At 42.9% G+C, this 13,551-nt stretch carries 9 protein-coding genes; 6 read left to right on the forward strand and 3 right to left on the reverse strand.

What is annotated here, in order from left to right:
• Nucleotides 1–60: 60 nt before the first annotated feature.
• Entirely contained in the window at nt 61–2,022 is a 1,962-nt protein-coding gene (gene dnaK, locus ACE1CC_RS26835) for a molecular chaperone DnaK (RefSeq protein WP_413273496.1), read from the reverse strand.
• 124 nt (nt 2,023–2,146) lie between these two features.
• Nucleotides 2,147–2,863 (reverse strand): nucleotide exchange factor GrpE, encoded by a 717-nt coding sequence (gene grpE, locus ACE1CC_RS26840; RefSeq protein ID WP_413273497.1) that lies wholly within the window; start codon nt 2,861–2,863, stop codon nt 2,147–2,149.
• 906 nt (nt 2,864–3,769) lie between these two features.
• On the opposite strand from grpE, the gene ACE1CC_RS26845 reads away from it, so the two are divergent.
• The 6 genes from ACE1CC_RS26845 to ACE1CC_RS26870 all read left to right on the forward strand — a co-directional run bounded on the left by ACE1CC_RS26845 (nt 3,770) and on the right by ACE1CC_RS26870 (nt 11,467).
• The gene (locus tag ACE1CC_RS26845) at nt 3,770–5,767 is read left to right on the forward strand and encodes a GspE/PulE family protein (protein WP_413273498.1); all 1,998 of its coding nucleotides are present in this window, start codon (nt 3,770–3,772) and stop codon (nt 5,765–5,767) included.
• 163 nt (nt 5,768–5,930) lie between these two features.
• Nucleotides 5,931–7,037 (forward strand): type IV pilus twitching motility protein PilT, encoded by a 1,107-nt coding sequence (locus ACE1CC_RS26850; RefSeq protein WP_413273551.1) that lies wholly within the window; start codon nt 5,931–5,933, stop codon nt 7,035–7,037.
• A 210-nt stretch (nt 7,038–7,247) separates the two neighbouring features.
• Nucleotides 7,248–8,492 carry a type II secretion system F family protein gene (locus tag ACE1CC_RS26855; protein ID WP_413273499.1) on the forward strand — a complete coding sequence of 415 codons (1,245 nt, stop codon included), beginning with the start codon at nt 7,248–7,250 and terminating at the stop codon, nt 8,490–8,492.
• 78 nt (nt 8,493–8,570) lie between these two features.
• Nucleotides 8,571–9,155: a hypothetical protein gene (locus ACE1CC_RS26860; RefSeq protein WP_413273500.1), complete on the forward strand. Its 585-nt coding sequence runs from the start codon at nt 8,571–8,573 to the stop codon at nt 9,153–9,155.
• A 172-nt stretch (nt 9,156–9,327) separates the two neighbouring features.
• Nucleotides 9,328–10,158: a nucleoside triphosphate pyrophosphohydrolase gene (gene mazG, locus ACE1CC_RS26865; protein WP_413273501.1), complete on the forward strand. Its 831-nt coding sequence runs from the start codon at nt 9,328–9,330 to the stop codon at nt 10,156–10,158.
• Nucleotides 10,159–10,243: 85 nt separating this feature from the next.
• Complete coding sequence (locus ACE1CC_RS26870) at nt 10,244–11,467, forward strand: M64 family metallopeptidase (RefSeq protein WP_413273502.1); 1,224 nt, start codon at nt 10,244–10,246, stop codon at nt 11,465–11,467.
• Nucleotides 11,468–11,556: 89 nt separating this feature from the next.
• Here the strand turns inward: ACE1CC_RS26870 and ACE1CC_RS26875 are convergent, their stop codons facing one another.
• The gene (locus ACE1CC_RS26875) at nt 11,557–13,551 is read right to left on the reverse strand and encodes a M48 family metalloprotease (RefSeq protein ID WP_413273503.1); all 1,995 of its coding nucleotides are present in this window, start codon (nt 13,549–13,551) and stop codon (nt 11,557–11,559) included.

Below are 13,551 nucleotides of genomic sequence, written 5' to 3' on the forward strand. Positions count from 1 at the left end.
TATGAATTTTAAGTGAAAATTTTAACTCTCTCACTCAAAACTCAAAACTCAAAACTACTATTAGTCTACGGCTTCGTAATCTGCACTCACCGTGTTTTCATCTTCAAAGTTGAAATCGAAGTCTTCGTCCTCACTAGCTACGGTTACTGCTTCATCTACAGGTTCCGCAGCGGAGGCGGAGTAGGAATCTACAAATTCAGTTTGACTTTGGTTAGCCTGCTGATATACCGCTGCACCAATATCAAAAAGCAGTTGTTGGAAACTATCTACTAATTGTTTCATCTCTTCTAAAGAGATGTAAGGATCGGCGATCGCTCCTCTTAATTCTGCCGCTCTTTCTTTCGCGTAGACTTGCATTTCGTCGCTAATGAATTGACTATTATCTTTCATTGTCGATTCATAGCTATAGAACAAGCTATCTGCCTGATTCTTCATTTCGATTAACTGTTTGCGTTTGCGGTCATCCTCAGCAAACATTTCCGCTTCTTGCCGCATCCGTTCCACTTCAGCAGCCGTCAAACCACCCGTATTAGTAATCCGAATGCTTTGCTCTCGACCCGTACCTTTATCTTGCGCCGCTACTTTGAGAATGCCATTCACGTCAATCTCAAACGACACTTCAATTTGTGGCACTCCTCGTGGTGCTGGGGGAATCCCTGTGAGCAAGAATTTACCCAAACTCTTGTTATCACGAGCCATTGCCCGTTCCCCTTGCAAGACGTGAATTTCCACCGATGTTTGCCCATCGGTTGCGGTAGAAAATACTTGCGATTTGCTCGTCGGAATCGTGGTATTCCGGTCAATAATTTTCGTAAACACCTCGCCTAAAGTTTCAATTCCCAAGGACAGAGGTGTAACATCCAACAGCAGCAGGTCTTCTACTTCCCCACTTAACACGCCGCCTTGAATGGCGGCACCTAAAGCTACAGCTTCGTCTGGATTTACAGATCGATCGGGAGTTTTGCCGCCAAAAAAAGATTTTAGTGCCTCTTGAACTGCCGGAATCCGAGTCGAACCGCCTACCAGAATAATCCGATCGATATCCCCTGCCTTCAAATCGGCATCTTTGAGAGCTTGGTTCATTGGTTCGATCGTGCTTTCCACCAAATGACTCACCAAATCTTCAAAGTTCGCCTTAGTCAGTGACATTTCCAGATGTTTTGGCCCACTTTCATCTGCCGTAATAAACGGCAAATTAATCGAGGTCGTCACCATGCTAGAAAGTTCAATTTTGGCCTTTTCCGCCGCTTCCCGCAACCTCTGAAGCGCCATTTTATCAGCACTCAGGTCTATTCCCTCTGTTGCTTGGAAATTCTCAATCATCCAATGGACTATGCAGTTGTCGAAGTCATCGCCACCCAAATGGTTGTTCCCAGATGTTGCTCTGACTTCAAACACCCCATCACCTAATTGCAGGATCGAGACATCAAAGGTGCCCCCACCCAAGTCAAATACCAGCACTAACTGCTCTTCATCTTGTTTATCCAAACCATAAGACAGAGCAGCAGCGGTCGGCTCGTTAATAATTCTTAACACTTCCAGCCCAGCGATCGTCCCCGCATCTTTGGTTGCCTGCCTTTGAGCATCTGTAAAATAGGCAGGCACCGTAATCACTGCTTGTTCTACGGGTTCTCCCAAGTAATTTTCCGCATCCTGCTTCAACTTTTGCAGAATCATCGCCGAAATTTCCTGGGGAGTGTAAGCTTTAGAGCGGACTTTCACATCAACCGTATCGTCTTTCCCTTTAACGCAGTTATAAGGAACTTGCGATCGCTCGATCTCCGTATCATCCCAACGACGACCAATGAAGCGTTTAATGCTGTAAATAGTATTTTCGGCATTCATAACCGCTTGTCGCTTCGCCAGTTGACCGACCAACCGTTCGTCAGCTTTGCCAAATCCCACTATACTAGGCGTGGTTCGCCCTCCTTCTGAGTTAGGTATGACGATCGGTTGACCGCCTTCTAGAAAGGCGACACAACTATTCGTAGTGCCCAGGTCGATGCCAATAACTTTTCCCATAGCTCGCGGCAGTTTCTCGAAGAGTGCTTCTGTTCAGGCTTGTTGTAACTTAGGTTTGGTAGATTGAAATTTTAAAGATTTTCAATTGAATTTACAATCTCAAATCTAAAATCACCAACACCCCTTAACTTTCCGGTGACTCGCTTCTACTTTCCTCTGAGGGTACCATGTGCTCAAAAGGAGCAGCAACTTTCACCACTGCATGACGCAGGACTCGTTCTCCCAAAAAATACCCAGGAATCAGTTCATCAATCACTGTTCCTTCTGGATATTCATTAGTTGGTTCCTGAATCGCCGCCTCATGTAAATTTGGGTTAAATTCTTGCCCTTTCGGACGCATCGCCGATACTCCCAAACTTTTCAGAGCCGTTACCATTTGCTTGTAAATGCTTTGATAGCTTTTGTGAATATTTCTTTCTGCGTCTGTTTGGGGTTTAATTTGAGCTTGTGCCCGCTCAAAATTATCCACTACTGGTAAGAGCGACGAGAGAGTATTACACTTGACCTGCTGATCCAACTCTTCCTTTTCTTTTTGGCTGCGCTTGCGGAAATTATCAAAATCCGCCGCAATTCGCATATATTGGCTGGTACGTTCTTCCAGTTGAGTTTTTAACTGAGCCACTTGCTGTTCTAAGGCCGCGATTTCCGCTTCCATTTCTTCCCATTGGGCGGCATCTGCTGCCCAATTCGTTTCCCTTACGGAGTTCCCATCGGTTGTGGCTACGTCCGAGTTTAGCTCTGTTTCCAGATTAGCTGACATCCGGGCTGAATTGTTGTTCTCTTCAGCAACGTTAGCGTTTATATTTTCCGTTTGTTCTGTCTGTTTAGATTCTTCTATCATCGTCCACTCACCCAGTTAAGAGACTGCTAGCTACAGCGAACTAATTACTCTAAAAATAGATTTTGCGCTAGCTCCCCCTTAACTTTACAAAAAAAACAGTAATAAAGGTCACTTTTTCTTGGCCATTGAATAGCTAGTTGTCTAATTTCTTGAACTAGTCAATCCCTTTTAATTATTGTACTTTGCTCAAAGAGAACAAGGTAATACTTTCGTGAATTACCTACACTGACCTGCCATACAGTGTAGGCTTCCTGTCTCATTTGCTATTGCCACGTTGGGCATACCACAAGGGTATTGGGCACTTAAGCCGATGATGGTCTTAGGTAGCATCTCTCTTGTTTCCCCCTTTATCCAGTCAATGCAGGAACCCTGGCGGCTGCTTGGCTTCCGCAGGCAGTTAAATTGCTTGACGACACGCTTACCTTGGATTTACGACGATAGCCAACCTGCAATTAAAGCGTCTTCCCCCTTACTCACGCTAGTTTCCTTCGCCAGCGTCTTACCGCTACTTCATGTTGTTTACAGCCTTGTGGGTGGGTCAACGACCATTTTTATATTCACATAACATAGACAAAATCTATGAGATCGGCCTCTACTTGAAGCATTGGTTAAGGCTATCATCTTGGAAAGGTAGAAGAAAAATACCCTCCCTTGACTGGCTCATCTATGAAAAATGGTACTGCTAACCGCAAATCCCGATTAACTGGGTAATTTTGTGATGTTAGCTTAATTTCAGACTGAAAAACTTGTACTGTATTCCCTGGAAAAAGTGTAGCTTCCTGAAGCGGCAATTTCTGCTTTTGGGAGTCCCCGGATCGGAAAATTCAGTATTTGAGAATCACAGTCTGGTGAAAATTTGGCAAAAACTTTTGGGAATACTCTATAAGGAGAACTTCTGCATCAGCTATGACTAACTCTTCATCATTTCCAAAACGCACCTCAACCGGCCTGATAGTCCAAAACTTTTCGCCCTTCGGCAATAAGTTAATTCAAGCGGGCTATGTTAATCCTGAGCAAATGAAACAAGCGATGATCGAAAGTCGCTCATCAGGAAGACCGTTAACCGAGATTCTAGAGTCGCTTACCGGAAGACAGTTGCCCCCAGACTTGTTACGTCAGTACAAGAAACAGCAGCTGTTTGAACTCAAGATTCTCTTTGGTGTGGAATCGCTTGATCCAGAAATCACGGAAGTCCCAGTTAATCAGCTAGGGGAGTTGATTGACTCCTTAATTCCCATTGATATCTGTCGTCGTTATCGTTTAGTACCTTTATCTAAAAATGATACTCAGCCGCCTAGTGTGCTGATTGCGATGGTCAACCCTGATGACCTGGAAGCCTTAGATGACTTGAACCGGATTTTACGGCCTCAAGGTTTGGCATTGCAACGGATGGTGATTACCAGAGAAGACTATGAACACCTGATTACTAAATATTTAGATGAAGAAGCGGACAGATTAGAAAAACGGGAACGGGAAAAGCAAACCGATGTCAGCGGCTTATTAGACGATCTGAATATAGAAGGTTTAGAAGAAGCACCCGAAGAAGGTGAAGACCTTGACGCAGACGGTAAGGAGTCATCAGCGCCAATTATTAACTTGGTGAACAAGATTTTGATTAAGGCTTTGCAGGAAGGTGCTTCGGATATTCACGTTGAGCCACAAGAAGAAACTTTACGGATTCGGTTCCGTAAGGATGGGGTGTTGCAACAGGCTTTTGATCCTTTACCGAAGCAAATTATTCCGGCGGTGACGGCTCGGTTTAAAGTAATTTCTGATTTGGATATTGCGGAACGACGACAAGCACAAGATGGTCGGATTCGCCGGATGTTTAATGGACGTAAGATTGACTTCCGGGTGAATACTTTGCCCAGCCGCTATGGGGAAAAGGTGGTGCTGCGGATTTTGGATAATTCCTCAACCCAGCTGGGATTGGATAAGTTAATTACTAATCAAGAGAGTTTGGCGTTAGTCCGAGAAATGGCTAGTCGTCCGTTTGGGTTGATTCTGGTAACGGGGCCGACGGGTTCTGGTAAGTCAACTACCTTATACTCGGTGTTGGCAGAACGGAACGATCCGGGTGTAAATATTAGTACGGTGGAAGACCCGATCGAGTACACTTTGGCTGGGATTACTCAGGTACAAGTAATTCGGGAAAAAGGCTTAGATTTTTCTAACGCGCTGCGGGCTTTCTTACGACAAGATCCTGATGTGATTCTGGTGGGTGAAACGCGGGACAAGGAAACGGCGAAAACAGCGATCGAAGCGGCTCTAACAGGTCACTTAGTATTAACCACTTTACACACGAATGATGCGGCAGGTGCGATCGCTCGTCTAGATGAAATGGGCGTAGAACCATTCATGGTGTCTGGTGCTTTACTCGGTGTATTGGCACAACGGTTGATGCGGCGCGTTTGTCCTGATTGTCGCATTCCCTACACACCCGCACCCGAAGAACTAGCACGCTTTGGTTTAACTGCTTCGGGTGATGTAGACCTGTTAATTTACAAGGCGAATACCATCCCACCAGCCGAAAGACCCAATGATAAAAACCTCTGCAAAACTTGTAAGGGAGTCGGCTACAAAGGTCGGGTTGGGGTTTACGAAGTATTGAAAGTTACAGAAAATCTGCAACTTTTAATTAGTCAAGGCGCACCCACAGAACGCATCAAAGAAACGGCTGTAGAAGAAGGCATGGTTACACTTTTGGCATACAGTTTACAATTGGTGCGCGAAGGACGGACTACCTTGGAAGAAGTAGAGCGCGTTACCTTTACTGATTCTGGGTTAGAAGCAGAATTAAAAGCCAAACGCAAGAGCGCCCTTACCTGTCGGGTTTGTGATGCCGGATTACAACAGGAGTGGATCGAATGTCCTTACTGCTTAACACTCAGGTTTAGCGAATAGCATCATTAAGTTATTGGTCATTGAGTCATTGGTTAAAGGTGCATCGAACAACTAGCAATGAGCAAAAAAAACAAAAGAAAGATGACAAATGACCAAAACTATTTGGGCAAACTAAGAATACTAAACAAATAAATCTACTGCTAACGGAGACAGTCTTATGCCGATGGAAATGATGATTGAAGACTTAATGGAACAATTAATTGAGATGGGCGGCTCGGATATGCACATCCAAGCTGGCGCACCTGTCTATTTCCGGGTCAGTGGTAAATTGGGGCCTGTGGGCGAGGAGCCGATGACGGCAGAAGAGTGTCAACGCTTAATTTTTAGTATGCTCAATAACTCGCAACGGAAAGAGTTGGAGCAGAACTGGGAATTAGACTGTGCTTATGGGGTGAAAGGATTAGCTCGGTTCCGGGTGAATGTTTACCGGGAACGGGGGGCTTGGGCGGCTTGTTTGCGAGCTTTGTCTTCTAAGATTCCGAATTTCGATAAATTGGGGTTGCCAGATGTGGTGCGGGAAGCCACCGAAAGACCGAGAGGCATGGTGCTGGTGACTGGACAAACGGGGTCTGGAAAAACGACGACGATGGCGGCGATGATCGATTTGATCAACCGCACGCGAAACGAACATATTCTGACGGTGGAAGATCCGATCGAATATGTATTTCCCAATATTAAAAGCTTGGTTCACCAACGGCAAAAAGGTGAAGATACTAAGAGTTTTGCTAATGCCTTGAAAGCAGCATTACGGGAAGACCCAGATGTAATCCTGGTAGGTGAAATGCGGGACTTAGAAACGATCGGCTTGGCAATTTCCGCAGCCGAAACAGGTCACTTGGTATTTGGCACTCTGCACACAAACTCAGCTGCTCAGACCATTGACCGGATGTTGGACGTATTCCCGCCAATTCAACAACCCCAAATTCGGGCGATGCTTTCTAACTCTTTGGTAGCTGTATTCAGCCAAAACTTGGTACCAAAACAAAATGTTAAACCAGGGGAATATGGTCGGGTAATGGTTCAGGAGATTATGGTGATTACACCTGCTATTTCTAACTTGATTCGGGAGGGCAAAACTTCCCAAATTTACTCGGCGATTCAAACCGGAGGTAAATTGGGGATGCAAACTATGGAAATGTCCTTAGCTAACTACTACAAATCAGGGGCTATTTCTTACGAGGCTGCCATGAGTAAATCTTCTAAACCTGATGAATTACAAAGGTTAATTGGGCCAGCACCAGCTGGAGTAAAAGTCGGATCGGCCCACTAAGTTAAGTTAGGATAGCGGTGTTAGGTAATAGGTAGTAGGTAGTAGGTAGTAGGTAGTAGGTAAAAGTTTTAAGTGATGGGTTTTGCCTACTTCCTTGCGAGAATTTAAGCATTTTGACTGTCCTACTAACTCCTAACACCCACTACCAACTACCAATGACCAATTACCGCCTAAACAAAAATAAATTAAACAAAAAGTTTGGTGTTAACTATGCCTACTTTCTTAGCCCAAGTTAGAGACTCTCAAGGAGTTGCCAAAAAAGAAAAAGTAGTTGCCGGATCTATCAGGGATGCCCGTGCGCTTCTGAGAGAGAAGGGAATGACAATTCAAGACCTCAAGGAAGCAAAAAGCTTTAGCTTGAAAGACTTTGATTTTCAAGCCGCAATGGCGAAGGTCACTGTCAAGGATAAAGCGATTTTCTCTCGCCAATTTGCGGCAATGGTAAATGCTGGAGTGGCTTTGGTGAGAGCCTTGGGGGTATTAACTGAACAATGTACTAATCCGAAGTTGAAAAAAGCTTTGGTGGGGATTAGTGCAGATGTAAATGAGGGGATTGCTCTGGCAGAAGCAATGCGAAAACATCCCGATTGCTTTGATAACCTCTATGTGGCAATGGTAGAAGCTGGGGAGGTTGGTGGGGTACTCGATGAGGTTTTAAACCGGATTGCGAAATTATTAGAAGATGCGGCGAGACTACAAAACCAAATTAAGTCGGCGATGTCTTATCCGGTGGCGGTGGGAAGTTTGGCTGTGCTGATCTTTATTGGGATGACGACATTTCTGTTACCAATTTTTGCGAAGATTTTTGAAGATTTGGGAACGCAATTGCCATTGTTTACCCAAATTATGATGGGAATTAGTGAAATTTTTCGGGGTCCATTCCTGCCAGAACCGAAAAGAAATTACTGGGTATTTGTTGTTATTGGTGTGATTGTAGGGTTGAATATTGCCTATAAGCAATATTACAAAACTCCGGTAGGTCACTTACAAATGGACAAGTTTTTCCTGAAAGCTCCAATTATTGGTGATTTGACGGAAAAAACTGCGGTGGCGCGTTTTTGCCGCACTTTTGGGACTTTAACTCGTTCTGGTGTACCAATTTTGACTTCTTTGGAAATTGTGCGGGATACGGCGGGTAATGTGGTTATTTCTAATGCGATCGAAGCGGCGAGAAAAGAAATTCAAGGTGGGGGGATGATTAGCCTTGCTTTGCAACGAGAAAAAGTTTTCCCGATTCTGGCAATTCAAATGATCAGTATTGGGGAAGAAACCGGGGAAATTGACAAAATGTTGATGAAGGTTGCCGATTTCTATGAAGATGAAGTCGAACAAGCTGTGAAAGCTTTAACAAGTGTGCTAGAACCACTGATGATGGTGGGTATTGCTGCTATTGTGGGTTCGATTTTGTTGTCGATGTATCTACCAATGTTTGCAGTGTTCGATAAGTTAGGCTAATCGATAGAGATGCCGTTTGTTTGGGCTATCTAAAATCAGAGAAGAATTTGGCAAACCATCGCAGTTCCAATTAGGATAATGTCGATACAGCAATTCCATTACGAAGAGTTACTTGCAGAGTATAGTAGCCAAATAGGGGCGATCGAGCTACTGAAGCAACATCGACCCTATTTTGAGCTAATTCCTAGTCTGCGCCGACCACAAGAAAGTTTAATCACTATCCCATTGCCGATCGTGCGTTTAAGTCAAAATAACACATCGGCAAAACATAGTGGTGTAGTAAAACCAGGACGACTTGCAACTTGTTTACCCTGTGATGTAGCAGTTTTAATGTGTGACCCGGAATGGAAAATTAAAACGGGTGCAGAAATTTTAGTGTTCATCCATCGTCCTGATGAAGAGTTTTCGGAACTGTTAAATCGGTGGCGACAAACTCAGGTTTATTTGGATAATGGTTACGAGTGGGTGATGCCTTCCCGGTACAAACATATTTTGAGTGAGGGTGCTGATAAAATACATCCACTGTTTGTGATTTATGCGGAAACTCCAGAACGCATTAAGTCGGGTTTAAAGGGTGCTTATTTGCCGTTTGTGGTGCAAAATTTGACTGTAACTCACGAAGAAATTCCGCCTGCTTTATCTCCTGAAACTCCAGCAAGTTAGGTGTTCTTGGAGCAGGGGAGAGGATTAAAGCAATTTGTTCTGTTTTGCACTCGTAGGGGTAATTCATGAATTACCCCTACGCCGTGACTTCATGCTCCATTGAGATCAGAGGACTTACGCTGTCAGATTAGTTTGTTCGGTTATAGTTTTGTACTTTTTGGAGAAGGGGATAATGACGCAGGATTCGGTGGTGGCATGGCAAAAGTTAATTGAGGTGGTGGCGCAGTTGCGATCGCCTTATGGTGGTTGTCCTTGGGATTTAGCGCAAACTCCTCAATCTTTAATTCCCTACGTAATTGAAGAAGCTTATGAGGTTGTTGATGCGATTAGATGTGGTGAGCAAAGTGCGATCGCCGAAGAATTAGGAGATTTACTGTTACAAGTAGTTTTACAATCACAAATTGCTAGCGAATCTGAACAATTTACCATTAAAGAAGTGGTTGAAGGAATTACCGAAAAGTTAATTCGCAGACATCCTCATGTTTTTGGTGATGTGGCTGTGGAAAGTGTTGAGGAAGTGCGGCAAAATTGGTCACAAATTAAAGCGGCTGAAAAGGGAGAAACTCTAAAGCAGCAAGAGTTACTTAGTGCAAAAATTAGTCGTTATGCTCGGACTTTGCCACCTTTAACTGCGGGAATGAAAATTTCCCAAAAAGCGGCGGCTGTCGGTTTTGAATGGGACAAAATTGAGGATGTTTGGGAAAAGTTTAATGAAGAATTGGCAGAGTTTCGCTATTCTATTCAACATGAAAGTAAGGAACGGCAACAAGAAGAATTAGGCGATTTGTTATTTGTAATTATTAATTTGGCGCGGTGGTATGAATTAGATCCGGCGGCTGCTTTGCAGGGAACAAATCAACGTTTTATTCAAAGAATTGTGAAAATGGAGGCAGCGACAGACCGCCCGCTTTCGGATTATTCTTTAGAAGAGTTGGAACAACTTTGGCAACAAGCAAAAGCTAAGTTGGCGGCGCAAAAAAATGGCGATCGGACTGATATATAATTTATTTTTTGAAGAGGATAAACTCAATACTTCCGTAATAGCTAAACTTACTGTTGAATAGTACTAGTAAATTTGCGGAAGAGCCATGTTACAATTTGTATCAAAATCCCTGAAATTATCAGCAGCTACTATCAGTATGATACTGGTAATCCCAGAGGTTGCTCAAGGCGCTTACTTAAAACTGTGGGATAATGGGCCATCAAGTAACCGAGTTGATATAGTGTTTCTGGGAGATGGTTATACAGCAGCAGATATTAATACCACCTACAACAATGATATTAATGCGATGCTGAATTGGATGTTTTTTGGAAATGAAGACCCATATCCCAGGTATAAGAACTTTTTTAATGTTCACCGTTTAGATATTATTTCCTCGGAAAGGGGAGCAGATATTCCTCCTAATGGTATTTTCCGCAATACTGCATTGGATGCGAGTTACTATTTTGACGGAGTAACGGAGCGTTTACTTTATATTAATGAAGCAAAAGCTAACCAAGCTTTAGTCAATAATCTACCTGACCTTTCATTAGCAGAAGTTCGGCTATTAACTGTTAATGATACTAAATATGGAGGGGGTGGTGGATATTTTGCTGTTTATGCGGGTGGAAATAGCAATTCTACAGAAATTGCACTCCATGAGTTAGGACATAGTTTTAATAAGTTAGCTGATGAATATGATTATAACGATTTAGCAATTTATACGGGTCCAGAACCCACAGCAATTAATATTACTAAATCTCCTAGAGGAGATAAGTGGTCACAGTGGCTAGGTTATGTTCAACCGGGTATTGGAGTTATTGGTGCTTATGAGGGTGCTGGTTTTTACCAAAGAGGTTTGTTTCGACCTTCTATGAATTCTAAAATGCGGAGTTTAGGTCAGCTTTTTGATGCGGTAAGTCGAGAAAAGATTATTTTAGATATTTATGATTTAGTAAATCCTTTGGACAGTTGGCTGGACAATACCATTACTTTATTTAATCCCGATCGAATTTGGGTAAAGCCTATAGATCCCAATGTGATTAATGTTAACTGGTATGTGAATGATATTTTAATACCTGGTGCTATAAATCAGTGGTTTGATTTGGCAAATTATGGTTTCGATCCAGGTTTTTACAAGATTACAGCTAAAGCTTTTGATCCTACAGATTGGGTGAGAATTAAACGCGATCGTTTAGAGCAAAGTATTACATGGAATGTAGAGGTTTCTGTTTCCAAACGAGTTCCTGAACCTGGAACTTTGTTAGGGTTGTTGACTATGAGCATTTTCGCTTTGGATAGTTGTGCTAAAAAAGGCAAAGATTTATCTTAAACTGAGATATTGCATAATGTAGAGAGGTTATATATGTAGAGACGTTATATATAACGTCTCTACAAGGTTTTGGATGAAGGGTATTATGGTTAGCGCAAAAGCAGGATAATAGCCAAGCCTAAAATAATTGCGCCACTACCAAAAACTAATGCCCAAAAACGATGGTAACTTCTGACAGTTGTGCCGTTGGTACTTTCTAAACGGATTAAATCCATCCAAGATCCGATGCCGCGACGGAACCATCCTAAAGTGTTCACTTCCGATCCAATTAGGCTTTTAACTCGTTTCATGCCAAACAAGAAATTACCGATCGAACCAAACCGAGAAGCATAATGTAAATACATTAAACCACTGCGTTCTTGCAACATTAAATCTGAACCAAAGGCGTAACCTGCGTCGCCTCTGCCGATCAGTTTGCCTTGTAATTTTGCAGGTTTACCACGCAAAGGACTGGCATAAGGATCGGACATTAACGAAATCATATCTGTGTCAGCGGCGTGACTGAAATCAGGATAGGTAACAAAGGTTTTGAATAATGTTCCTATTCCTAAACCAATTAACGGAGAAGCTAACAATAAACCAAAGCTTTGTACTGATTCTGGGGATTGGATCAAGAGGATAATTCCGATCGCTAACCCAGTGAAGAAACCAATTGTTTGCGATAGATAAAGGAAGATATCCAACACAAAGTTACCATAAAGTTTCCCTTTGTTCAAAGTGTTACCTTCTCGCACGACTCGACTCATGTCAAACTCGGTTTCTAAACCTAGTTGTTCGGCATAAGTGCTTAAGGCGCGAACTCTTTTTCCGGTTAATGGATGAGTTGAATTTAATTCCATCCACCAACCCCAAGGATTAAACATATCCCAAAGAAAGACTCTTCCGATTTGTTCTGGACGAGAGGCGGCGCGATAAGCAGTTCCGGTTGCTGCTGCACCTTTATGATCGTAAATTCCTAAAGCGCGAGTACCTTCTATTAATTTACTTGGTTCTTTGTTTTGTTGACTTTCTTCTAAAATGCCGTAAGCGATTTTCACTAAGGCGCGAGATAATGCGTTAGGATTGCCTGTAGTTTCGGCGGCGAAATGATCGGCAAAGTATTCTCTAGTGCGAGACAAGTACAGGATTAAGTAAGTACCAATGATATAAAACAAATAGGCGGCTAAAGCAATTCCCCCGGCAGCATCTTTGGCGCTATTGTTGCTATTTCCACTGCCTAATTCTCGCAAAAAGACGTACAGCAAATAACATATTTGGACTAATGTTGCGGCTACTGTCATTACCGCAAAATCCCAATGTACAATATGACCTAATTCATGGGCGTAAACGGTGGCAATTTCGTCATCTTTTAGATAGGTGAACAGTCCTTCGCTGACTACTAAACGGGCGCTGTTGGGTAAAGAACCGTAAGTAAAAGCGGTGGGATTTTGGTCGTCAATTATTCCTAAACGGGGTTGTTTAAGGTTTTTTTCGGCACAAACTCGCTGAATTACTGCTACTGTTTCGGGACTTTTGCTTTCTAGTTCTGCTAAGTCTATCCAGCGAGTTTTATACAGCCAGCTTTGCATTATATCCATCAAGTAAGGTGATAGGAAAAAAGCGGCGAGATTGAAAATTAAGGTAAAAGCGATCGCAATTCCCAATCCCAAAGTTGGGTTTTCACTATTGTAAATAAAGACAACAGCTAAAGCTAACACAAACACCATGCCAAATAATAATGTCATGGTGACAATGGAGGCTAAAGCGAGATTTCCACCTACACCTCCCATTGCTAGTTTGACACCTAAGCCTGCTGCACGTTTAGTATTAGTAATCGCTGATGAATTTGATGGATTTAGGGATTCTAAGGTTTGTTTTGCCCATTGAGAAACTTTGGGATTGGTGCTTTTGCTAAGTTGCTGACATAAGGCGATCGCTTTTTGATTTTGGTTAGTCTTTTGATAAGCTGCTACTAACCACATTCGCCCCCGCAAATAATCTTCAGATCGATCGTCTAAACATTGCCCACAAAATTTTTCCAAGAGATTAATCGCCTCTTGATAACGCTTTTGCTTAATGGCTTCCATGCCTGCTTGCAGTGACAT

The sequence above is a fragment of the Floridaenema aerugineum BLCC-F46 genome, from assembly GCF_041929345.1.
Taxonomy (GTDB): Bacteria; Cyanobacteriota; Cyanobacteriia; order Cyanobacteriales; family Aerosakkonemataceae; genus Floridanema; species Floridanema aerugineum.

What these genes read in the sequence shown, in the direction of transcription:
- ACE1CC_RS26845 (WP_413273498.1), top strand. Translation starts at nt 3,770, where the DNA reads ATGACTAACTCTTCATCATTTCCAAAACGCACCTCAACCGGCCTGATA.
- dnaK (WP_413273496.1), bottom strand. Translation starts at nt 2,022, where the DNA reads ATGGGAAAAGTTATTGGCATCGACCTGGGCACTACGAATAGTTGTGTC.
- grpE (WP_413273497.1), bottom strand. Translation starts at nt 2,863, where the DNA reads ATGATAGAAGAATCTAAACAGACAGAACAAACGGAAAATATAAACGCT.
- mazG (WP_413273501.1), top strand. Translation starts at nt 9,328, where the DNA reads ATGACGCAGGATTCGGTGGTGGCATGGCAAAAGTTAATTGAGGTGGTG.
- ACE1CC_RS26850 (WP_413273551.1), top strand. Translation starts at nt 5,931, where the DNA reads ATGGAAATGATGATTGAAGACTTAATGGAACAATTAATTGAGATGGGC.
- ACE1CC_RS26860 (WP_413273500.1), top strand. Translation starts at nt 8,571, where the DNA reads ATGTCGATACAGCAATTCCATTACGAAGAGTTACTTGCAGAGTATAGT.
- ACE1CC_RS26875 (WP_413273503.1), bottom strand. Translation starts at nt 13,551, where the DNA reads ATGTCACTGCAAGCAGGCATGGAAGCCATTAAGCAAAAGCGTTATCAA.
- ACE1CC_RS26870 (WP_413273502.1), top strand. Translation starts at nt 10,244, where the DNA reads ATGTTACAATTTGTATCAAAATCCCTGAAATTATCAGCAGCTACTATC.
- ACE1CC_RS26855 (WP_413273499.1), top strand. Translation starts at nt 7,248, where the DNA reads ATGCCTACTTTCTTAGCCCAAGTTAGAGACTCTCAAGGAGTTGCCAAA.